Source organism: Micromonospora sp. DT53, from assembly GCF_049841535.1.
Classification (GTDB): domain Bacteria; phylum Actinomycetota; class Actinomycetes; order Mycobacteriales; family Micromonosporaceae; genus Micromonospora.
In genome coordinates this window covers 65,111-84,600 of record NZ_JBNCKM010000002.1, presented here as the reverse complement: position 1 = coordinate 84,600, position 19,490 = coordinate 65,111, and the positions used below count along the sequence as shown (strand labels likewise).

The following is a 19,490-nucleotide window of genomic DNA, read 5'->3' as shown; positions in this document are numbered from 1 at the left end:
CGGTCGGGATCAGCACGCGTTGATCCGTAAGCGGAAAGCGACGGTACGCCATGCGCGAGGTCGATGTCGCCGTGATCGGGGCCGGTCCGGCCGGCCTCTTCGCCGCGTACTACGCCGGGTTCCGGGGGTTGTCGGTGGCGGTGATCGACGCCCTGCCCGAGCCGGGCGGCCAGGTCACCGCCATGTACCCGGAGAAGCTGATCCTCGACGTCGCCGGCTTCCCCGCGGTCAAGGGCCGTGACCTGGTGGCCAACCTGGTGGCCCAGGCGGCCCCGTTCGCTCCGCAGTACCTGCTCGGCACCCGGGCGGAGAAGCTCGCGTACGCCGACGGCCGCCCGGTGCTCGGCCTGGCCGGTGGTGAGCAGCTCGGCTGCGGCGCGGTCGTGGTCACCGGCGGGCTGGGCAGCTTCAGCCCTCGGCCGTTGCCGTGCGCCGACGGCGCCCCCGGCTCGGGGATCGTCTACTTCGTGACCGAGCCGACCGAGCTGACCGGTCGGGACGTGCTGATCGTCGGTGGCGGCGACTCCGCCTTCGACTGGGCGCTGGCCCTGCAACCACTGGCCCGGTCGGTGACCCTTGTGCACCGACGGGAGAAGTTCCGGGCCCACGCCTCGTCGGTCGCCCGGGTGCTCTCCCTGCCGGTGCGGGTCGTGGTCAACGCCGAGGTCACCCGGCTGCTCGGGGACGGCGCGGTGACCGGCGCCGAGGTGACCGTGCGCGGTGGCGCGACCGAGACGTTGCCGGTGGACACGGTGGTGGCCGCCCTCGGCTTCACCGCCGACCTGGGCCCCTTCGCCGAGTGGGGGCTACGGCTGGACCGCCGGCACATCCTGGTGGACAGCGCGATGGCCACCAACCTGCCCCGGGTCTTCGCGGCGGGCGACATCACCGAGTACCCGGGCAAGGTCCGGCTGATCGCCACCGGCTTCGGTGAGGCGGCGACGGCGGTCAACAACGCGGCAGTGGCCATCGACCCGAGCGCACACCTCTTCCCCGGGCACTCCTCCGACGCCGGCTGAGCGTCGGTATCGGACCCAGACCGACCCGAGTCCGGATCGAGACGGGTCGACCGGATCCTGAGGGGATGACGGGTTCCGCGACACCCCAGGACGGCGCACCCACCACGCTCTCCTGGCTCTGCCACCCCGTCACCCTGATCGCGCTGGTCCTGCTGCCGGTCAACGACCATGTGCTGAAGGCGGCCTTCCCCGGCCTGGTGACCGGCAAGCTGAGCGACGTCGCCGGCCTGGTGCTCGCCCCACCGCTTGTCGCGGTGCTGCTGACCCTCCTGGTGCCGCGGCTGCCGGCCCGGGCCGCCGCGCTGGCCGGCCTGGTCGCGGTGGGCGCCGGGTTCGTGGTCGTCAAATCCAGCGGGTACGCCGCCGAACTCGCCTCCTCGGCCTGGACCGCGCTGGCCGGGCCGTCGCTGGTCCGGGCCGACTGGACCGACCTGCTCACCCTGCCGGCGCTCGGCCTGGCCTGGTGGAGTTGGACGCGGGCGCGTCGCCGCCCGGTGCGCCAACGGACCGCCCGGCTGGTCCGGCTGCTGCTGGTGCTGCCACCGGCACTGTTGGCGGTGACCGCGACCAGCGCGGTCCACTACCCCTACGCGCTCGGCGCGACGTTGCTCGACGGCCGTCCGGCGATCTCGGTCGGCTCCAGCACCGACATCACCGCCTGGCCGACGAGCGCCAGGGATGGCCGGTGGTCGATCCGCGACGGCGCGACCACCTGGCGACCAGCCAGCCTCGATGAGGAGCAGCTGTTGTCCAGCCAGGATCTTGACCAACGGCGGGCGTGCGTGCCGACGGAGCCGCAGCGGTGCTACCGGACGGTCGTGCACCACCTGCGGGTGGAGCAGAGCGACGACGCGGGCGCGACCTGGCAGGTGGCCTGGGAGGTGTCGGACGCGCGGCGTGAGGAGTTGGCCCGCCGCTCCGCGAACCCGGGAGACATCCGCCGGCACTTCGCCTCCCGCGAGCTGCTCGTGTTTCCCGCCGCCGGCGGAGGTCACGAGGTGCTGGTCGCGAACGGTCGGGATGGCTTCCTGCACCGCCAGCCGGACGGCGAGTGGCAGCGGGAGGGCTTCCTGGGCGCCGAGTATCTCGGCTCGACGGAAGATCCGGCGGCCCTGGAGGGCGGCGGAGCGAGCGAACGCCAGCTGGATCTACTGCTCGCCGTCGCGCTCGCACTGACCCTCGGCTGCACGGTCACCGCGCTCGCCGGGCACCTGGCGATCCGCCGTGGTGAAGGTCCGCGCTGGTGGGGGTTCGCCGGCGGCGCCTCGATGCTGTCCGCGGGAATCATGCTGGCCGCGGTCTGGGAACGCAACGACGACACCGGCACGTTCCTGGCCCTGCTGTTCGTCGTTGTGCCGCTGGGCGTCCTGACCGCGACCGCCCTGCTGGTCCGAGCGTCCTACCAGGGCGCACTTCGGCGATGGGTCGGGTGGGCACTGGCCGGGTTCCTGTTCACCGCGCTCCTGTCCGGGCTGCCGCTCATCAGTTGGCTGTACGGCACTCCGCCGCAGACCCGGTTCGCGGTCGCGCTCGCCCTGTTGGGCGCGGTACCGGGGGTGTTGCTGGCAATCCGGATCGCCGGACTGGTCGACCCGGCCCGTGCGTTCGAGCGCCGGTACCCACCGCGCCCGCCCTACCAGCAGCCGTACCCGCCCTACCCGCCCTACCCGCCCGGCCCGCCGGCGGTGCCTGACCCGCCGTACCCGTCGCAGCTGCCGCCGCACTGAGCGGCCCACGGGTGGAAGTCAGCGGCGAGCGGGTGCCGCCAGCGCGGCGATCAGCACGGCCACCATGGTCAGCGCCGCCCCGAGCAGGGTGTTGATACCGGGGTGCGAGGCCGCCGTGGGGAGGATCAGGTCCAGCAGGACGGCGCCCACGATCTGCCCGGCGATGGTGGCCAGGCCGAGCAGCAGCACGCCTGTGAACCGCACGATCGCGGCGGCGATCGCGATGAACACGATGCCGATCGGGCCACCCAGGTAGAGCCACGGCTCGGTCGGCAGGTGGCCGCCGGGCCAGCCGCGTACGGCGATGTCGATCGCGAACGCGACGAGGAGGGTGACCGTGCCGACGGCGAAGTTGACAAGCGTGGCGGTCAACGCGCTGTCGGCCGCCGCCCGGACCCGGCCGTTGACGGCCTGCTGCCAGGCGATGCCCACCCCGGCGAGCAGCGGCAGCAGGGCCAGCGCCAGCGCGCCCGGGTCGCCGAGTCGGTCGCCGACCGCGAGGCCGACCGCCAGCACGGTGAGCACCGCGCCGGCCAGCCGCTGCCGGGTGATCGGTTGCTTGCCGGTCGGCCCGATCCCGGCCCGGTCCACGGCGAGGCTGCTCCCGGTCTGGCCGGCGACCACCGCCACGGTGAAGACCGCCACGCCCAACGCGCCGATGGTGAGCCCCTGGGTGGCCACCAGGAACGCCCCGCACATTCCGCCGAGGCACTGCCACGGCCGCAGCGCGCCCGTCCGCAGGGCCCGGCGCGTCGCGACCAGCCCCCGCCGACCACCGGCGGTCGCGGGGACCAGCACCAGCAGCACCAGCAGGCCGATGCCGAACGACACCACAGCGGCGGCGAAACCGTCGTCGAGGCGTACCCCCAGCTCGCCGTTGATGCGCGACTGCACCGCCACCGCGACCCCGGAGGCCGACGCCAGTGCGACGCCGGTGATCCGGCGGGCGGCCGACAGGGTCTGCGGGGTCACCGTGTCGGCGGTTGTCACTCCTGCTCAGCCAGCGGACGACCGTCGAAATCGACAGCCGAGTAGAGCGCCAGCTTCTCCAACCGGTGGTACGAGTCGATCACCCGGATGGTGCCGCTCTTCGAGCGCATCACGATCGACTGGGTGTACGCGCCGCCGGCCCGGTAGCGCACCCCGCGCAGCAGATCGCCGGAGGTGACCCCGGTCGCCACGAAGAAGCAGTTGTCGCCGGTGACAAGATCATCGGTGCCCAGCACCCGGTCCAGGTCGTGCCCGGCGGCGATCGCCTTCTCCCGCTCCTGCTCGTCTTGCGGCCACAGCTTGGCCTGCATCGCACCGCCCATGCACTTCAACGCGCACGCGGAGATGATGCCCTCCGGGGTGCCGCCGATGCCCATCAGGACGTCGACGTCCGACTCGCCCCGGGCCGCCGCGATGGAGCCCGCGATGTCGCCGTCGGAGATGAACCGGATCCCCGCTCCGGTCCGGCGGATCTGCGCGACCAGGTCGTCGTGGCGGCTCCGGTCCAGGACGCAGACGGTCACCTCGGAGACGTCGGTGCCCTTGACCTTGGCGATCCGGCGCAGGTTCTCGGCCACACCGGCGTTGATGTCGATCACGTCGGCGTACGCCGGCCCGACGGCGAGCTTCTCCATGTAGAACACGGCGCTGGGGTCGAACATCGCACCCCGCTCGGAGACGGCGAGCACCGCCACGGCGTTCGGCATGCCCTTGCTCATCAGGGTGGTGCCGTCCACCGGGTCGACGGCGACGTCCACCTCCGGGCCCGAGCCGTCGCCGACGTGTTCGCCGTTGAAGAGCATCGGCGCGTTGTCCTTCTCGCCCTCGCCGATCACCACCACACCGCGCATCTGGATCGAGTTGATCAGCTTGCGCATCGCGTCGACGGCAGCCCCGTCGCCGCCCTCCTTGTCGCCCCGACCGACCCACCGGCCGGCGGCCATCGCCGCGGCCTCGGTGACCCGGACCAGGTCGAGGGCAAGGTTTCGGTCGAGATCCTGTGGGATCCGCGTCCTGGTGTTCGTCATGACGGCTACTCCTCCTCGCGACGGTGCGGGGACGACCGGCGGCGGGGAGGCCCCCACTGCCGGCTTTGTCGCTGATCCTCACACGATGGCCGACCGGGCGTCGGCGCGGGGCGGTGATGGCCCGGATACCGCCGGTCGGGCGGCTGCGAAGATAACGGGGTGGAACCCGCACAGCCAGCCGACCGCGTACCCGCCGACCGCACGCCGCCCGACGGCCAGCCGCCGGCCGACGTCCCCGCCGGCCGCGGTGGTGAGCCCGCCGCGACCGCCCCGACCACACGGCCGCCGGTGGTGGCCGCCAAGTCCGAGCGGTCGCCGAAGGACATGGCGATCTCGCTGCTGGTGCTGCTCGTCCCTATCGCGCTCCTGCTGGCGTTCTACCGGGGATTCCTCGGTGGCGACCAGGCCACGACCGTCGATCCGGCGCCCGCCATCGAGCAGGCCCGGTCGGCGAACGTCTTTCCGGTGAGCCAGCCGCAGGGGCTCGGCTCCGACTGGACGACGGTCAGCGCCCGCTACCAGACCGTCGAGGGCGGGGCGAACCTGCGACTCGGCTACCTCACGCCGGAGGGGAGGGGGGTCCAACTGCTGCAGAGCAGCGTCCCGGCGGACCGCCTGCTGCCCGCCGAGCTGACCAGTCAGGGCCAGCCGCAGGGCCCCACCGAGCTTGCCGGGCGCACCTGGCAGCTCTACACGGCCCGGGGAAACCAACAGGCCCTGGTCCTGCTGGAGCCGACCCGCACGGTGATCGTCGTCGGCGACGCCCGGGACAACGAACTCCGCGAACTGGCCGGCTCGCTGCGCTGACCGGACCCGGTGATCGGTGGTCCCGCACGCGCCAAATCTGGGCAACCAGACCGAAGGGTGATTGTCCGACGCGTCGACAGGGAACAAGGAAGGCGTGATCCGGGCGCACTGTTCGGCCCGGATCGCGCGACGCAGCCGACGGTGCTGCTGCGTCGCCGGAGTTTCCGGCGCCGTCCAGGTCGTCGGGTGACCCCCTTGGGAGACACGTATGACTGTTCGACGACTCGGCGCCGGCCTGGTAGCCGCCGCTCTGATCACGCCCGCACTGGCCGCCTGCGCCAGCGGAACCGGCACCGCCGGCTCGACGCCGTCCCCGACGGTGACCGCGTCCGGCACGGCGAGCCCGTCCGGCGCCCCGGTGGCGGGCGACGCCAAGCAGGCCCTGCTCGACTCCACCAAGGAGATCAGCAACGGGAACTTCCGGTTCACCCTCGCCGGTGCCGGCTCGACGGCGGAGGGGCTGGTGCACCAGCCGAGCCAGAGCGCCGCGATGAAGGTCGCGATCGGTGGTCCCTCGTCCGACCTGGCGATGAAGCTCGACGTGATCCACTTCAAGCCGGACAGCTGGGTCAAGCTGGAGCTGACCGGGCCCACCGCCGACAGCCTGCCCGCCATCAAGCAGCTCAACCTCGGTAAGTACCAGCACCTGGACCAGAACCGGATCAAGGGCAACCGCAGCCTCGGCTTCGACTTCGAGAAGGTCGACCCGGCCGGCAGCGCGGTGCTCACCCAGGGCATCACCGAGGTCCGCAGCACCGGCACCGGCGCGTACGCCGGCACCATCGACGTCACCAAGGCCGCCGAGGCGGGCTCGTTGAACGCCGCCACGATCGCCGCGCTGGGCACCCAGGCGAAGACCGTCCCGTTCACCGCGAAGGTGGACCCGCAGGGCCGTCTCAGCGAGCTGGTGCTGCAGCTGCCGGCCGCCGGGCAGACCGCCGCCCAGGAGGTCAAGATGACGTACTCCGACTACGGTGCCGCCACCGCCGCCCAGAAGCCGCCGGCGGACCAGGTCGTCGAGGCGCCGGCCGAGCTGTACAGCCTGTTCAACTGACGTGCCCGGGTGGGGCGGCTCCGGCCGCCCCACCCGGCGGTTCCGGTCACCCCGGTGGCGGTTCCAGTGCCCCCGGTGGCGGTTCCAGTCGCCCGGCTGGACTCAGGAAGCGGGCTCCTGCCGCGCGGCGTCGATTCGCGCCCGCGCACCATCCAGCCAGCGTTGACAGATCACCGCCAACGCCTCCCCGCGCTCCCAGAGCGCCAGCGACTCCTCCAGGGACGTGCCGCCGGCCTCCAACCGCTCCACCACCGAGGCCAGCTCGGCGCGGGCCTGCTCGTAACTGAGCCGCTCGTCCGGCCCGGCCTTCGTGTCGTCAGTCATCGCGTTCATCTCAGCACACCACTCCCCGCCGCGCCGCGTCGCCACTCAGCCATCGACCGTGGCGGCCAGCTCGCCGTCGGCCAGTCGTACCCGCAGCGGGTCGCCCTTGCCGACCTCCGCCGCCGCGCGGACCACGTGGCCGTCCGCGCGCTGCACGATCGCGTACCCCCGATCGAGGGTGGCGGCGGGGGAGAGGGCACGCAGCCGTGCGAGGGTGTGCCGCAGGTCGTCCTCGGCGGCGGCGAGCCGATGCTCCAGGCAGCGGCCGGCCCGCTGACGCAACGCGGTCAGCTCCGTCGCCCGATGCTCCACCATCACCTGGGGTCGGGCCAGCACCGGCCGGGAACGCAGCCCGTCGAGCCGGTGCGTCTCCCGGTCGACCAGGTTGCGTACCGCCCGTTCGAGGCGGTGCCGGGCCTGACCGATGAGGCGTACCTCCTCGGTGAGGTCGGGGACTACCCGCTTGGCCGCGTCGGTAGGCGTGGAGGCGCGGACGTCGGCGACGTAGTCGATCAGTGGCGCGTCCGTCTCGTGGCCGATCGCGCTGACCACCGGCGTACGACAGCCGAACACCGCGCGGCAGAGCGCCTCGTCGGAGAAGGGCAGCAGGTCCTCGATGCCGCCACCACCCCGGGCGATGATGATCACGTCGATGCTCGGGTCGGCGTCCAGCACCTTGAGCGCGTCGACGATCTGCGGCACCGCGGACGGGCCCTGCACGGCCACGTTGACCGTGCGGAACTCCACCGCCGGCCAGCGCCGTCGGGCGTTGGTCAGCACGTCCCGTTCCGCCGCCGACGCCCGACCGGTGATGAGCCCGATCCGGCCGGGCAGGAACGGCAGTCGACGCTTGCGGGCGCGGTCGAAGAGCCCTTCGGCGGCGAGCAGCTTCTTGAGCTTCTCCAGTCGGGCCAACAGCTCCCCGAGCCCCACCTGGCGAATCTCGTCGGCCCGCAGGCTGAGCGTGCCCCGGGCGGCGTAGAACTCCGGCTTGGCGTGCAGCACCACGCGGGCACCCTCGCGCAGCTCCGGCGCGCCGGTGTCCAGGACGTCCCGGTTGGTGGTGACGGTCAGGCTCAGGTCGGCCGACGGGTCGCGCAGGGTGAGGAAGACAGTGCTGGCTCCGGGGCGGCGGCTGATCTGTGCCACCTGCCCGTCCACCCACACCCAGCCCAGTTTGGCGATCCAGGCTCCGACCTTCTGGCTGACCACCCGTACCGGCCAAGGCTCCTCAGCGCTGCTCGCCCCGCCGCCCCCGCCGCCGCTCCCCACCCGCCCACCGTCGCTCACCCGCCCACCCTACGGACCTCCCCACGGACCTCCCCCTCACCCGGCCCGTCGATCATGAAGTTATTGCCTCCCGGGTCGGCGTGTCGGAGCAATAACTTCATGATCAACGCAGAGGGGTGGGGGTTGTGGTCCGGTGGTGATGGGAACTGTGGCACGTACGATGGGGTGGTGACTGAGACCCGCAAGCGCGTGCTCCTGGCCAAGCCCCGCGGCTACTGCGCGGGTGTCGACCGCGCTGTGCAGACCGTGGAGGAGGCGCTGAAGCTCTACGGCGCCCCGATCTACGTGCGCAAGCAGATCGTGCACAACAAGCACGTGGTGCAGACCCTGGAGGCCCAGGGCGCGATCTTCGTGGAGGAGAACGAGGAGGTGCCGGAGGGCGCCACCGTCATCTTCTCCGCGCACGGCGTCGCGCCGGAGGTCTACGAGCAGGCCAAGGCGCGTTCGCTGAAGGCGATCGACGCTACCTGTCCGCTGGTCACCAAGGTGCACCACGAGGCGCGACGCTTCGCGGCCGAGGACTACGACATCCTGCTCATCGGCCACGAGGGGCACGAAGAGGTCATCGGCACCGCCGGTGAGGCCCCCGCGCACATCCAACTGGTGGACGGCCCGGACGGCGCCGACAAGATCACCGTGCGTGATCCGGAGAAGGTGGTCTGGCTCTCCCAGACCACGCTCTCGGTCGACGAGACGCTGGAGACGGTGGCCCGGCTCAAGCAGCGGCTGCCGCTGTTGCAGTCCCCGCCCAGTGACGACATCTGCTACGCCACCTCCAACCGGCAACACGTGGTCAAGGAGATCGCCGCCGACTGTGACGTGGTGATCGTGGTCGGCTCCACGAACTCCTCCAACTCGGTCCGCCTGGTCGAGGTCGCCCTGGACGCCGGCGCCCGCGCCGGTCACCTGATCGACTTCGCGCACGAGATCGACGACGCCTGGCTGGAGGGGGCCACCACGGTCGGCCTGACCTCGGGCGCGAGCGTCCCGGACGACCTGGTCCAGGAGGTGCTGGTCCACCTCGCCGCCCGGGGCTTCGCCGACGTCGAGGAGATCACCACCGCCAACGAGCGGCTCACGTTCTCGCTTCCGCAGGAGCTGAAGCGGGACATGAAGGCCGCCGCGGCGCGCGGCTGAGCACGGGAACGAACAGCGCTCGGCGTACGTCAGATTCGGCATGAGGACTCTTCGGCTCGCCGTACCCGCGCTGGCCCTCTGCGTGGCGCTGAGCGCCTGCGGCAGCCAGGGCGGCGCGGGCGGCACACCCACCCCGACACCGACGGGAGCGCAGCCGGTGACCAGCCAGCCCACGCCCGCCCCGACCGCCTCGCCAGAGACCGCCGCCCCCACCACACCGTCCGGCGTGAAGACTCCGAAACCGGGCGGCCCGAGCACGCCGCCGGGCGTCGGGGCCACCACCCTGAGCGGCACCCTGCAGGGCGGCGTGGAGCCCAACTGCGTACTGCTCGACGGTTACCTGCTGCTCGGCGGCCCGCGTGACCTGCTGAGGCCGGGCGCGCGGGTCGAGGTCACCGGTCGGGTGGAGGCCGGCATGATGAGCACCTGCCAGCAGGGCACCCCGTTCGTCGTCACGGCCGCCCACCGGTCCTGACCACGCGTGAGGAAACGCAGGAGCCCGCCCCCGAACGTGGGGACGGGCTCCTGCCGGTGTTACGAGCGGATCAGCTCACCGCACCGATGGACACGTTGCCGCGTCCCACGATCGCACCCTCGCTGGTGACGATCGCCAGTTCACCGGAGAGCCGACGCCCGTCGGTCGGAACCGCCACCGCGGTCACCGTGCCGGTGATGGTGGCCGACTCGCCGTTCATCAGCGGCACCGCGACGGCCGGAGCGGTGATCGTGCCCAGCGACGCGGACGCGAACGCGTCGTAGTAGTCGTAGGCGGTGCTGGTCCCCGGCCCGTCGACCCCGTACGGCTCCACCACCACCCGGTAGGTGCCGGCGGGCGGGTTGGTCAGCGTGACCGCCTCCTCCGAGTCGCCGTCGGCGGCCCGGCCGACCTCGGTGGCACCCAGGTAGACGAACAGGTCCAGGTCGGCGCCCGCGTTGGCGGGGTTGCCGATCCGGGCGGTGAACGTCGACGTACCCGCCGGAACCTCGACGGTCCACTCCTGGTTGGGGCCGCCCTCGGTGATGGTCGGACGCTCGGTGCGCACACCGGTCAGCGCGCCACTGCGACCGCTGACCGAGACCGGGCCGAAGGCGTTGGTGACCTTCCAGCTCACCGGGGTCGGCTCGCCGGCCTCGACACTGGGCAGTTCGACAAGCGCAGGCTCGACAGTCAGGCCCTGCACCCGCGCCTGGAGCTTGAACGGGTTGTTCAGCGCCGGGGACGTCCGCCGCGACTCCACCTCGATCTCCCAGACCCCGGGAAGCGGGTTCTGGTAGTCACGTTCCTGCGGCTTGCAGACGTTGACGTCGGAGAAGTTGGTGTAGCAGACGGTGCTCGTGGTGGCCTCCACCGGCACACCCAACGGGTTGATCGCGATGAATCGGGTCTGCGAGCCGGTGGCGATTCCGGAGAGGTTCACCTGGAGGGCCTTGGCGCCCTCCGGCACGGTGACGAAGTACGACGTGAAGCCGTTCCGGTCGAGTGAGCCCTCGTTGGCGTACGAGAAGGTGGGCTTCTTCACGTCGTTCGAGGCCACCACCACCGTGGACACCTCGAAGTCGACCACGTTGGTGGCCGGATCGTCGATCCGCACGATCGCGCCGTGCGCGCCCTCGGTGGCCGGCTTGGCGGTGACGTTGATGGTGACGGCCTTGTTGAGCGGCAACGCGACGGTCTTCGGTGCCTTGAAGGTGCCGTCGTTGCCCTGGAGCGTGATGTCGTGCTTGATGGTGCCGGCCGGGCCGCTGGTGCGGGTGATCTTGACCGGGTAGGTCTTGCTCTGGCCGATCTTGTGGCCGCCCGTGGACGCGGCGCAGCGGTTGTAGACGCCGGTGCCCCGACCCGGGTTCGGCACGAACTTCACACCGTTCCAGATGGTCAGCTGGTCCGACAGAGGGCTGCAGACCGGCGCGTCCGAGACGTACGACCGGGTTTCGACGCCCTGGCGCAGCAGCTGCCAGGCGCCCGGCACGTTGACCATGCCGTAGCCCTGCGCGTACGTCGGCACGTCGGCGATCGGCTTGGCGGAGCTGAACAGGGCCCGCCGCAGTGCCGCCGGGCTGACGCCCCGGTCGGTGGCCTTGGCGGCGGACAGCAGCAACGCGCCCGCGCCGACGGTCTGCGGGGATGCCATCGAGGTGCCGTTCAGCATCGCGTAGCCCGGGGGCAGCGCGTATCCGGCCTCGGGGACCGGCGCGCCGAGCTGCCAGGTCGGCGCGGTGGAGATGGCCGAGCCGGGGGCGGCGATGTTCGGCTTGAAGCCACCGTCCTCGCGCGGGCCACGGGAGGAGAAGTTGAACAGGGCGTTCTTCTTCTTGACGACCGAGCCGTAGTTGGCCAGCCAGGTGTCCTTGCTGATGTTGGCGGCGACGCTCATCACGTTGCTGGCGACGGACGGGTCGCCGACGGTGTTGAGGCCCGGGCCGGAGTTGCCGGCCGAGATGACCAACTGCACGCCGTACGTCTCGATCAGTTCGTTGTAGAGGTTCGTCCTCGCGTTGTTGCCGTCGTTCAGGCCCGGAAGGCCACCGATCGACATGTTGACGATGTCGACGCCACGGTTGGCCACCAGGTCGATCATGCCGGTGGTGAGGGCCGCCGCGGTGCAGCCGCCGCCCCAGGAGCAGGCGCGGGCGGAGACCAGCTTGGCGCCGGGCGCGGCGCCGTCGAAGGCCCCGTTGCCGAGCATGTCGTTGGCGGCGGTGATGCCGGCGACGTGGGTGCCGTGGGTGCTCTCGACGATGCCGATGTTGACGTAGTCGTAGGTGCCGGGCAGCCCGATCGGCGTGGTGTTCACGTTCTTGCGGAACTCGACGACGAAGGGCTGCCGCTCGGCGACCGGCGTCGCCGGGTTGTCGGTGCCGAAGTAGCCGATGTCGTACTTTTCCTTGTACGGCCGCATGATCGGGTCGTCGGTGAAGTTGAGGTTCTGGTTGGCGTCCACCCGGATGTTGTTGGTGGTCGGGTCGTAGAGCACACCCCAGGTGTCGGTCGTGTCGCCGTCGCGGTTGACGTCACCGCGGGCGTCGCTCGCGGTGGTGACGGACTCGCTGAACAGGTTGAACCGGTACGCGCCGGTCGGCGCCGTCCAGGTGCCGCCGGCGATGGTGAACGAGGGGCCGGCGACCTCGGCCTGCATCCGCCGCCACGTGTCGTCCTCGAGCGGATCGGTCGCGGTGACCCAGTCGACGATCTTGCGCTCGCCGGTGGTGGTCTGCTGCAACGCCGGGTGGGCCAGGTCCACACCGGAATCCATGATGCCGATCGTGACGCCCCGGCCGTCCCACTCCGGGTGGGCAGCGGTGAACGCCACCGCGCCGGTCTCGTTCGTCGGCATGTAGGGGTTGTCGGCCTGGGTGGTCGCTCCCGGCGCCCCGACTGTCGCCTGGCGCGCGCCGGCGGTGCCGGCGGGGGTGCGTTCGGGGGTCGGGTCCGGCAGTTGGATGACCTCGTCCAGGTCGACGGCCGAGACGCCGGGCAGCCGCGCCGCCTTGAGGACCCGGTCGGTCGGGACCTTGGCCAGCACGAAGCCGACCCGGTCCTGCCGCTGGCTGACCGTGCCGCCGAGCTTGGTGAGGCTGTCGGCGACGTCCCCGGCCGCACCGCTCGCGGTGGCCACGATCAGGGTGACGGTCGGGGCCTTCTTGGCGCGGGCCTCGCTGAGCAGTTTGGCGTCGTGGGCGCCCAGCGTCTCGGCGGCGGTGGCCGGGGAAGCGTCAGGTGTGGTGGCGGGAGCGGCGGCCGCGGTGGCGGCACCACCCATTGTCGTCATGGCACTCGCCGCCAGGACCGACGCGAAGAGCGCGGCTGAGGTGCGCCGGCTCAGGTTTCGGAGTCTGCTCACGTTCTCTTTACCTCCAGAGAACAGGGCCCCTCTGAGAAGGGCGCTCGGGTGAGCAGAATCTTTCGTGGTATCGATGAACACTGTCACTAGTGGTCAGTCCCTTGTGACCACTTCGTGACATGCGGATATACGTACTGTCACATTATTGGTGAGCGGCTGGAGACCTCGTCGCCGGCCGGATCGGCCAGCTCGGGTGCCTGCGGCTGCCGGGGCGTCAACTCGACCTGGGCCGGCGTGGCCAACTCGTCGTCCGAGACGCCCAACTCGGCGAGCTTGCGGGCGCTGACCAGCACCCGGGCCTCCAGCGAGCCGACCGCCCGGTTGTAGGCGGTCACCGCGCCGGCCAACGAGGAGCCGAGCTTGCCCACGTGGTCGCCCAGGGTGGAGAGCCGGCCGTACAGCTCCCGGGCGAGGGTGTGCACCGCGAGCGCGTTGCGGGCCAGAGCCTCCTGCCGCCAGGAGTAGGCGACCGTGCGGAGCAGGGCGACAAGCGTGGCCGGCGTGGCGAGCACCACGTTGCGGGTGAAGGCGTGCTCCAGCAGTGTCGGGTCTCGCTGCAACGCGACGTCGAGGAACGGGTCGGCGGGGACGAACAGCACCACGAACTCGGGTGAGTTGTCGAACGCCGACCAGTACGACTTGGCCGCCAGGGCGTCGACGTGCCCCCGCAGGTGCCGCGCGTGCGCGTCGAGGTGGGTGTCCCGGCCGCGCTCGTCGCGGGCCTCCATGGCTGTCAGGTACGCGTCGAACGGGGCCTTGGCGTCCACCACCACCGAGCGACCGCCGTGCAGGCGGACCACCAGATCCGGTCGGACGACCTGCTGGTCGGTGGCGGCGGTGACCTGCTCGGAGAAGTCGCAGTGCTCCAGCATGCCGGCGGCCTCGACGATCCGGCGCAACTGGTGCTCGCCCCAGCGGCCCCGCACCTGCGGTGCGCGCAGCGCCGCCACCAACTGCTTGGTCTCGGTGCGCAGCTCACCGGAGACCGCGTTCATCGAGCGGACCTGCTCCCGCAGCTCGGCGTACGCGTCGACGCGGTCGTGCTCCAACTCGGCCACCCGCTGCTCGTAGCGGCGCAGGGTGTCGTGCAGTGGCGCGACAGCCCGGGCCACCGCCTCCTGGGACTGCGCGGTGGCCTCGTAGCTCAACGCCCGCATGGACTGCTCCAGCCGGCCCTCGCCCTCCCTGGTGGCGGCCAGGGTGGCATCCAGGCGGGCGATGTCGGCCGCCGAGCGGGACCGGGCCGCGAGCCAGCCCACCGCCCCGCCGGCGCCGAGGCACACGATCACCAGGAGCAGCGTCGAGACGTCCATCACCGGAGCTTGCCAGACGGATACGACGTGACACCCGGGGGTACGTTCGATGACATGGAACTTGTGCTCTGCCTCGCCGTCGTGCTGGTCGGCGCGTTGGGCGCCGCGGCGCTCGTCCGCGCCCAGGCCGGTGCCCGCCGACGCACCGAGCTCGGCGACGCCCGCGCGGAGGCGCAGCGGTGGTATGAGCGCCTCGGCGGCCAGTTGATGAACCTGCACGGTGACGAGCCAGCGGTACGCCAGGCGCTGGCCGACGCCGGTGAGCGGTACAACGCGGCGGGTTCCCAGCTGGAGCAGGCGTCCACGCCGCACCAGTTCGGGCTGGCCCGGGAGACCGCGCTGGAGGGGCTGGCGTACATCCGGGCGGCACGCACGGCGCTGGGCATCGATCCCGGCCCCGAGGTGCCGACCCTGGCCGCCGCCCGTGGCGTGGGGCAGCTCACCAAGGAGCGCGAGGTCGATGTGCAGGGGCAGACCTTCCGGGCCGGGCCGCAACCCGGCCGGGAGACGCCCTACTACTACCCCGGTGGGCGTTATCAGGGTCGACCGGTGCCCGCCGGGTGGTATTCGACGCCCTGGTGGAAGACCGCGCTGGGCGCCGGCGCCGGTGTGCTCGGCGGCATCCTGATCGCCGACGCGCTCTTCTCGCCCGCCTTCGCCGACCCCGGGTACGGCTACGACGCCGGCTACCAGGAGGGCTTCGGTGACGGTGTCGACCAGGGCGGCGACGGCGGCGACTTCGGCGGCGGTGACCAGGGCGGCGACTTCGGCGGCGGTGACTACGCCGGTGGGGACTTCGGCGGCGGTGACTACGCCGGTGGGGACTTCGGCGGTGGGGACTTCGGCGGTGGCGGCTTCGGCGGTGGCGACTTCGGTGGTGGGGACTTCGGCGGTGGCGACTTCTGACCGGTCGTTGGTGGGCCTACGGAACGGGCCCCGGTCGCTGCGACCGGGGCCCGTTTCCGTACCTGATGATCAGCCGGTGTTGCGCATCCCGGCGGCGATGCCGTTCACAGTGGTGAGCAGCGCGCGTTCCAGGGCGGTGCCGTCGCTCGGTGCGCGTCGGCCGCCCGGAGCGGTGGCGATCGCCCGCCCGGCCGCGCCCGACTCCCGGTACTGCCGCAGCAGCGCCACCTGGAGATGGTGCAGCGGCTCCAGGTAGGTGTCACGGACGGCCAGGGTGCGCTGGAGCACCGGCGAGTTCTCCAGCAGGGCCGGTGAGGCGGTGACCGCCAGCACCTCCCGCTTGGTCAGCTCATACTCCTGCTCGATCTGCTCGAAGATCGGGTGCAGCTTCTTCGGCACCAGCGTCTCGACGTACCGGCGGGCGATGCTCAGGTCCGTCTTGGTCACCATCATCTCGACGTTCGACAGGAACGTGCGGAAGAAGTGCCAGTTGCGATGCATCTCGGCCAGCACGTCCGCCAACCCGGCCTCGCGGGCGGCGGCCAACCCGGAGCCGACGCCGAACCAGCCCGGCACGATCTGCCGGGTCTGCGTCCAGCCGAACACCCACGGGATGGCCCGCAGCCCGGACAGCCCGGCGCCGGTGTTCGGGCGCTTCGCCGGCCGGGAGCCGATGTTCAGCGCGCCGAGCAACTCGGTGGGGGTGGACGCCCAGAAGTACGCGGGCAGGTCCGGGTCCTCGACGAGCGACCGGTAGGACCGGAACGCCGACTCGGAGACCACGTCCATCGTCGCGTCCCAGCGTTCCAACATCTCGGCCGGCTGCCGGGGAGCGGTGTGCAGCAGGGTCGCCTGGAGCACCGCGGCGAGGGTGAGCTCCAGGTTCTCCCGGGCCAGTGAGGGCAGGGTGTACTTGTCGGAGATCACCTCGCCCTGCTCGGTCACCTTGATCGCGCCGTCCATCGTGCCGTACGGCTGCGCCAGGATCGCCTCGTGCGTCGGCCCGCCGCCGCGCCCGACCGTGCCGCCCCGGCCGTGGAACAGCCGCAGGTGTACGCCGTGCCGGGCGGCCACGTCGCGCAGCGCGCGCTGCGCCCGGTGGATCGACCACTGGCTGGTGGTGATCCCGGCCTCCTTGTTGGAGTCGGAGTAGCCGAGCATGACCTCCTGCACGTCGCCGCGGGCGGTCACCAGCGCCCGGTACGCGGGCAGCGACAGCAACTCGTCGAGGAGTTCGCCGCCGGAGTTCAGCTCGGCCGGGGTCTCCAGCAGCGGCACGAACCCGACCCGGGCCCGCCCGCTGTGCACGTCCACCAGGCCGGCCTCGCGGGCCAGCACCACGGCGGCCAGCACGTCGTCGACACCCAGGGTCATCGAGATGATGTACGACTCGATCACCTCGGCGCCGAACCGGTCCTGTGCCTCCCGGATGGTGCTGAACACGTCGAACGTCTTGCGGGCCGGCTCGGACAGCGACGTGTCCACTGTCGACAGGGGGCGGCGGCCGGTCAGCTCGTCGGCGAGCAGCTTGGTGCGTTCCAGCCGGGTCAGCGCCGGGTAGTCGGAGACCTCACCGACCGCCTCGTAGAGCTGCGCGAGCACCGCGTGGTGCGCCTCGGCGTGCTCCCGGACGTCCATGGTGGCCAGGTGCAGGCCGAACGCGGAGACCGTACGGACGGTGGAGGCCAGCCGGCCGACCGCGGTGAGCTGCCCGGAGTTGCGGGCCAGCGAGGCGCGCAGCAGGTCCAGGTCGGCGATCAGCTCGGCGGAGCCCTGGTAGTCCCGGCCGGGCACGTGCGCGGTGCCCTGCCGCAACCTCAGCCGGGTGTTGGCGAGCTTCGCCTTCACGCAGCGCGCCTTGAGCCGGTATGGCTCCTCCGCGTTGACCCGGCGGAAGCGCTGGGCGACCTCGGGCAGCGCGTCCAGGTCGGCGGCGAGGCTGGCGGAGAGGTCCAGGGACACCCCGCGCAGTCGGCGGGACACCGACACCTCGTTGATCAGGTGGTCCATCGCCTTCTCGGTGGCCGCGATGCCGTGCTCGTGCTGGATGGTCAGCACCTCGCGGGTGACCGCGGGGGTGACGAACGGGTTGCCGTCGCGGTCGCCGCCGATCCAGGTGCCGAAGCTCAACGGCCGGGCCGTCGGTGAGGTTTCCACGCCGAGGGTGCGCAACGTGTCGGCCAGGTCGTCGAGCACCTGCGGGGCGGCCTCGGCGTACAGGTCGCGCAGGTAGTAGATCGCGTTGCGGGCCTCGTCGGTCGGGTCCGGCCGGTCGAGCCGCAGCTCGTCGGTCTGCCACATCAGGTCCAGCAGCTCGGCCAGCCGGCGGTTGGCCGGGCCCTCGTCGCTGGCGCCGTAGAGGATCGCGTTGGCGGTCTCGGTGTCCAATTCGTCGGCGATCGCCCGCAGCTTGGACAGGATCGAGCGACGGGCCGCCTCGGTCGGGTGGGCGGTGAAGACCGGTCGCACCGCCAGCCGGCGGGCCGCGTTGGCGATCTCCTCGGCCGGCACCCCGCGCTCGGCGATCATCTTGGCGGCCTGGTCCAACCAGCCGCCCTGCACCGCGCGGCGGCGGCGCAGGTCCCGTGCCCGGTGCACCTGCTCGGTGATGTTGGCCAGGTGGAAGTAGGTGGAGAACGCGCGGGCCAGCTTGGTGCCGGTGGTCACGTCGAGCCCGCCGAGGCGCTGGGCGGCCGCCGGGGCGTCGGAGCGGACCTGGGCGCGGATCTCCTCGACGAGGTCGAGCAGTGGGCGACCCTCCTGGCGGGCCAGGGTCTGGCCGAGCAGGGTGCCGAGTCGGCGAATGTCGGCGCGCAGTGCGGCGTCCGGGCCGTCGTGGTCGTGCTGGTCGGTCACGATGCGCTCCCTCACGTGGATACGAAGGACAGCGCTGTCCGACTTACTGGATGGTATCCGCGTGCGGGGGATGTCTGGAGGGCCCCCTGCTGATCCACTGCCTCCGGGAGGGTGTTTTCGGGGGTGATCTCAGCCACCGTGGCGGCTCGGCGAGGGGCCGGAGGGGGCGGCCCGGCGACCGCGGACCAGGCTCGCACCGACCAACCCGAGCCCTCCGAGCACCGCCCAGATCGCCAGGGCGGAAGCCGGCCAGCCGGCCGAGCGCCAGTCGAAGTACACGGCGGCCTTGGTCAGGTCGTTGGCGAGCCCGGGGATGTTCCACCGGTGCATGCCGCGCAGCACCCCGGGCAGGAACTCGGGCGCGTAGATGCCGCCGGAGCCCGGGTTGCCCAGCACCACCAGCAGCAGGATGACCAGCGCGGTGCCGGCGACGCCGAGCCAACCCTGGATGGCGCTGGCGAACATCGCGGCGGCGAAGACGGCAAGCGCGCCGATCGCGGCGATCGTCGGTACGTCGTGGTGCCAGATGTCCAGGACGGGTCCGACCACGACCGCGCCGGCGATGCCGAGCAGCACGCTGTACACCGCCAGGGCGGCGATGCGCAGTCCGGCCCGTCGGGCCGTACGCGGGGTGGTGCCGGCGGATATCCCGAGCACGGTCGAGGCGAGGTAGCCGCCGAGCACGTACCCGACGTTCAGGTAGAAGGGCACCACCCCGCGCGGGTCGGCCGAGGGGACCGGCACCTTGTCGACGATCCGTAGCGGGGTGCCGGTGCGGCTGGTGGCGGTGCCGAGGACCTCCTTGATCGCGCCGGTGGCGGAGGGTCCGGAAGCGCTCGCCACGGTGAGGAGCAGACCGTTGTCCGGTCCGGTGCTGAGCACGGCGTACACCGCGCGGCTGAGCAGCCCGTGCTCGGCGGCGCCCGGGTCGTCGTACTCGATGGGTTTGAGGATGGTGGTCTGGCCGCGCACGGCGTCGAGCGTCGTCTGGGCGCGTTGGTCGCCGGAGACGACGCCGATCGACAGATCGTGGGGTGTGGGCTGGTGCAACGCGCCGACGTAGGCCGCGATGAACGCCGTGGCCAGCACGAGGGTGCCGAGGAGCAGTCCGATGCTGCGCGGCGCCCAGTCGCGGGCCGTGTTGGGCGATTCTTTGTCCACGTTGTTAGCCTATGGTCCGTTTTGTGGACCGCAGGG

The 19,490-nt window shown here is 71.9% G+C and carries 15 protein-coding genes; 7 read left to right on the top strand and 8 right to left on the bottom strand.

Annotated features, from left to right (window positions below):
- The first annotated feature begins 50 nt into the window (after nucleotides 1–50).
- Together ACLQ3B_RS06220 and ACLQ3B_RS06215 are read left to right on the top strand one after the other, a co-directional pair.
- On the top strand, nucleotides 51–1,019 hold the full coding sequence (locus ACLQ3B_RS06220) for an NAD(P)/FAD-dependent oxidoreductase (RefSeq protein WP_425778185.1): 969 nt from the start codon (nucleotides 51–53) through the stop codon (nucleotides 1,017–1,019).
- A gap of 65 nt (nucleotides 1,020–1,084) precedes the next feature.
- Complete coding sequence (locus ACLQ3B_RS06215) at nucleotides 1,085–2,746, top strand: hypothetical protein (RefSeq protein ID WP_425778183.1); 1,662 nt, start codon at nucleotides 1,085–1,087, stop codon at nucleotides 2,744–2,746.
- A gap of 18 nt (nucleotides 2,747–2,764) precedes the next feature.
- Here ACLQ3B_RS06215 and ACLQ3B_RS06210 read toward each other — a convergent pair whose 3' ends face one another.
- Together ACLQ3B_RS06210 and glpX are read right to left on the bottom strand one after the other, a co-directional pair.
- Entirely contained in the window at nucleotides 2,765–3,718 is a 954-nt protein-coding gene (locus ACLQ3B_RS06210) for a DMT family transporter (RefSeq protein WP_425779784.1), read from the bottom strand.
- A gap of 14 nt (nucleotides 3,719–3,732) precedes the next feature.
- A complete protein-coding gene (gene glpX / locus ACLQ3B_RS06205; protein ID WP_425778181.1) occupies nucleotides 3,733–4,764 on the bottom strand; it encodes a class II fructose-bisphosphatase in 1,032 nt (343 codons plus the stop codon).
- Nucleotides 4,765–4,923: 159 nt separating this feature from the next.
- Here glpX and ACLQ3B_RS06200 point away from each other — a divergent pair, with 159 nt between their 5' ends.
- Nucleotides 4,924–5,571 carry a DUF4245 domain-containing protein gene (locus ACLQ3B_RS06200; protein WP_425778179.1) on the top strand — a complete coding sequence of 216 codons (648 nt, stop codon included), beginning with the start codon at nucleotides 4,924–4,926 and terminating at the stop codon, nucleotides 5,569–5,571.
- A 208-nt stretch (nucleotides 5,572–5,779) separates the two neighbouring features.
- Nucleotides 5,780–6,625 carry a hypothetical protein gene (locus ACLQ3B_RS06195; RefSeq protein ID WP_124819564.1) on the top strand — a complete coding sequence of 282 codons (846 nt, stop codon included), beginning with the start codon at nucleotides 5,780–5,782 and terminating at the stop codon, nucleotides 6,623–6,625.
- A 102-nt stretch (nucleotides 6,626–6,727) separates the two neighbouring features.
- On the opposite strand, the gene ACLQ3B_RS06190 is transcribed toward ACLQ3B_RS06195, so the two are convergent.
- On the bottom strand, nucleotides 6,728–6,949 hold the full coding sequence (locus tag ACLQ3B_RS06190) for an exodeoxyribonuclease VII small subunit (RefSeq protein WP_030328827.1): 222 nt from the start codon (nucleotides 6,947–6,949) through the stop codon (nucleotides 6,728–6,730).
- A gap of 45 nt (nucleotides 6,950–6,994) precedes the next feature.
- Nucleotides 6,995–8,239, bottom strand: a complete 1,245-nt coding sequence (xseA, locus tag ACLQ3B_RS06185) for an exodeoxyribonuclease VII large subunit (RefSeq protein WP_425778177.1) — start codon at nucleotides 8,237–8,239, stop codon at nucleotides 6,995–6,997.
- 51 nt (nucleotides 8,240–8,290) lie between these two features.
- On the opposite strand from xseA, the gene ACLQ3B_RS06180 reads away from it, so the two are divergent.
- Together ACLQ3B_RS06180 and ACLQ3B_RS06175 are read left to right on the top strand one after the other, a co-directional pair.
- Nucleotides 8,291–9,376: a 4-hydroxy-3-methylbut-2-enyl diphosphate reductase gene (locus tag ACLQ3B_RS06180; protein ID WP_425779782.1), complete on the top strand. Its 1,086-nt coding sequence runs from the start codon at nucleotides 8,291–8,293 to the stop codon at nucleotides 9,374–9,376.
- 40 nt (nucleotides 9,377–9,416) lie between these two features.
- Nucleotides 9,417–9,851 (top strand): hypothetical protein, encoded by a 435-nt coding sequence (locus ACLQ3B_RS06175; RefSeq protein WP_425778175.1) that lies wholly within the window; start codon nucleotides 9,417–9,419, stop codon nucleotides 9,849–9,851.
- A 70-nt stretch (nucleotides 9,852–9,921) separates the two neighbouring features.
- Here ACLQ3B_RS06175 and ACLQ3B_RS06170 read toward each other — a convergent pair whose 3' ends face one another.
- Both ACLQ3B_RS06170 and ACLQ3B_RS06165 read right to left on the bottom strand, forming a co-directional pair.
- Nucleotides 9,922–13,218 (bottom strand): S8 family serine peptidase, encoded by a 3,297-nt coding sequence (locus ACLQ3B_RS06170; RefSeq protein ID WP_425778173.1) that lies wholly within the window; start codon nucleotides 13,216–13,218, stop codon nucleotides 9,922–9,924.
- 137 nt (nucleotides 13,219–13,355) lie between these two features.
- Nucleotides 13,356–14,531 carry a DNA recombination protein RmuC gene (locus tag ACLQ3B_RS06165; protein WP_425778171.1) on the bottom strand — a complete coding sequence of 392 codons (1,176 nt, stop codon included), beginning with the start codon at nucleotides 14,529–14,531 and terminating at the stop codon, nucleotides 13,356–13,358.
- Between the two features lie 54 nt (nucleotides 14,532–14,585).
- Here ACLQ3B_RS06165 and ACLQ3B_RS06160 point away from each other — a divergent pair, with 54 nt between their 5' ends.
- Nucleotides 14,586–15,437, top strand: coding sequence for a hypothetical protein (locus ACLQ3B_RS06160; RefSeq protein ID WP_425778169.1), 852 nt, complete (start codon nucleotides 14,586–14,588; stop codon nucleotides 15,435–15,437).
- A gap of 69 nt (nucleotides 15,438–15,506) precedes the next feature.
- On the opposite strand, the gene ppc is transcribed toward ACLQ3B_RS06160, so the two are convergent.
- Together ppc and ACLQ3B_RS06150 are read right to left on the bottom strand one after the other, a co-directional pair.
- Nucleotides 15,507–18,293 carry a phosphoenolpyruvate carboxylase gene (gene ppc / locus ACLQ3B_RS06155; protein ID WP_425778167.1) on the bottom strand — a complete coding sequence of 929 codons (2,787 nt, stop codon included), beginning with the start codon at nucleotides 18,291–18,293 and terminating at the stop codon, nucleotides 15,507–15,509.
- A gap of 129 nt (nucleotides 18,294–18,422) precedes the next feature.
- The gene (locus ACLQ3B_RS06150; protein ID WP_425778165.1) at nucleotides 18,423–19,454 is read right to left on the bottom strand and encodes a hypothetical protein; all 1,032 of its coding nucleotides are present in this window, start codon (nucleotides 19,452–19,454) and stop codon (nucleotides 18,423–18,425) included.
- Nucleotides 19,455–19,490: the final 36 nt, after the last annotated feature.

What these genes read in the sequence shown, in the direction of transcription:
- ACLQ3B_RS06220 (WP_425778185.1), top strand. Translation starts at nt 51, where the DNA reads ATGCGCGAGGTCGATGTCGCCGTGATCGGGGCCGGTCCGGCCGGCCTC.
- ACLQ3B_RS06215 (WP_425778183.1), top strand. Translation starts at nt 1,085, where the DNA reads ATGACGGGTTCCGCGACACCCCAGGACGGCGCACCCACCACGCTCTCC.
- glpX (WP_425778181.1), bottom strand. Translation starts at nt 4,764, where the DNA reads ATGACGAACACCAGGACGCGGATCCCACAGGATCTCGACCGAAACCTT.
- ACLQ3B_RS06195 (WP_124819564.1), top strand. Translation starts at nt 5,780, where the DNA reads ATGACTGTTCGACGACTCGGCGCCGGCCTGGTAGCCGCCGCTCTGATC.
- ACLQ3B_RS06190 (WP_030328827.1), bottom strand. Translation starts at nt 6,949, where the DNA reads ATGACTGACGACACGAAGGCCGGGCCGGACGAGCGGCTCAGTTACGAG.
- ACLQ3B_RS06175 (WP_425778175.1), top strand. Translation starts at nt 9,417, where the DNA reads ATGAGGACTCTTCGGCTCGCCGTACCCGCGCTGGCCCTCTGCGTGGCG.
- ACLQ3B_RS06165 (WP_425778171.1), bottom strand. Translation starts at nt 14,531, where the DNA reads ATGGACGTCTCGACGCTGCTCCTGGTGATCGTGTGCCTCGGCGCCGGC.
- ACLQ3B_RS06160 (WP_425778169.1), top strand. Translation starts at nt 14,586, where the DNA reads ATGGAACTTGTGCTCTGCCTCGCCGTCGTGCTGGTCGGCGCGTTGGGC.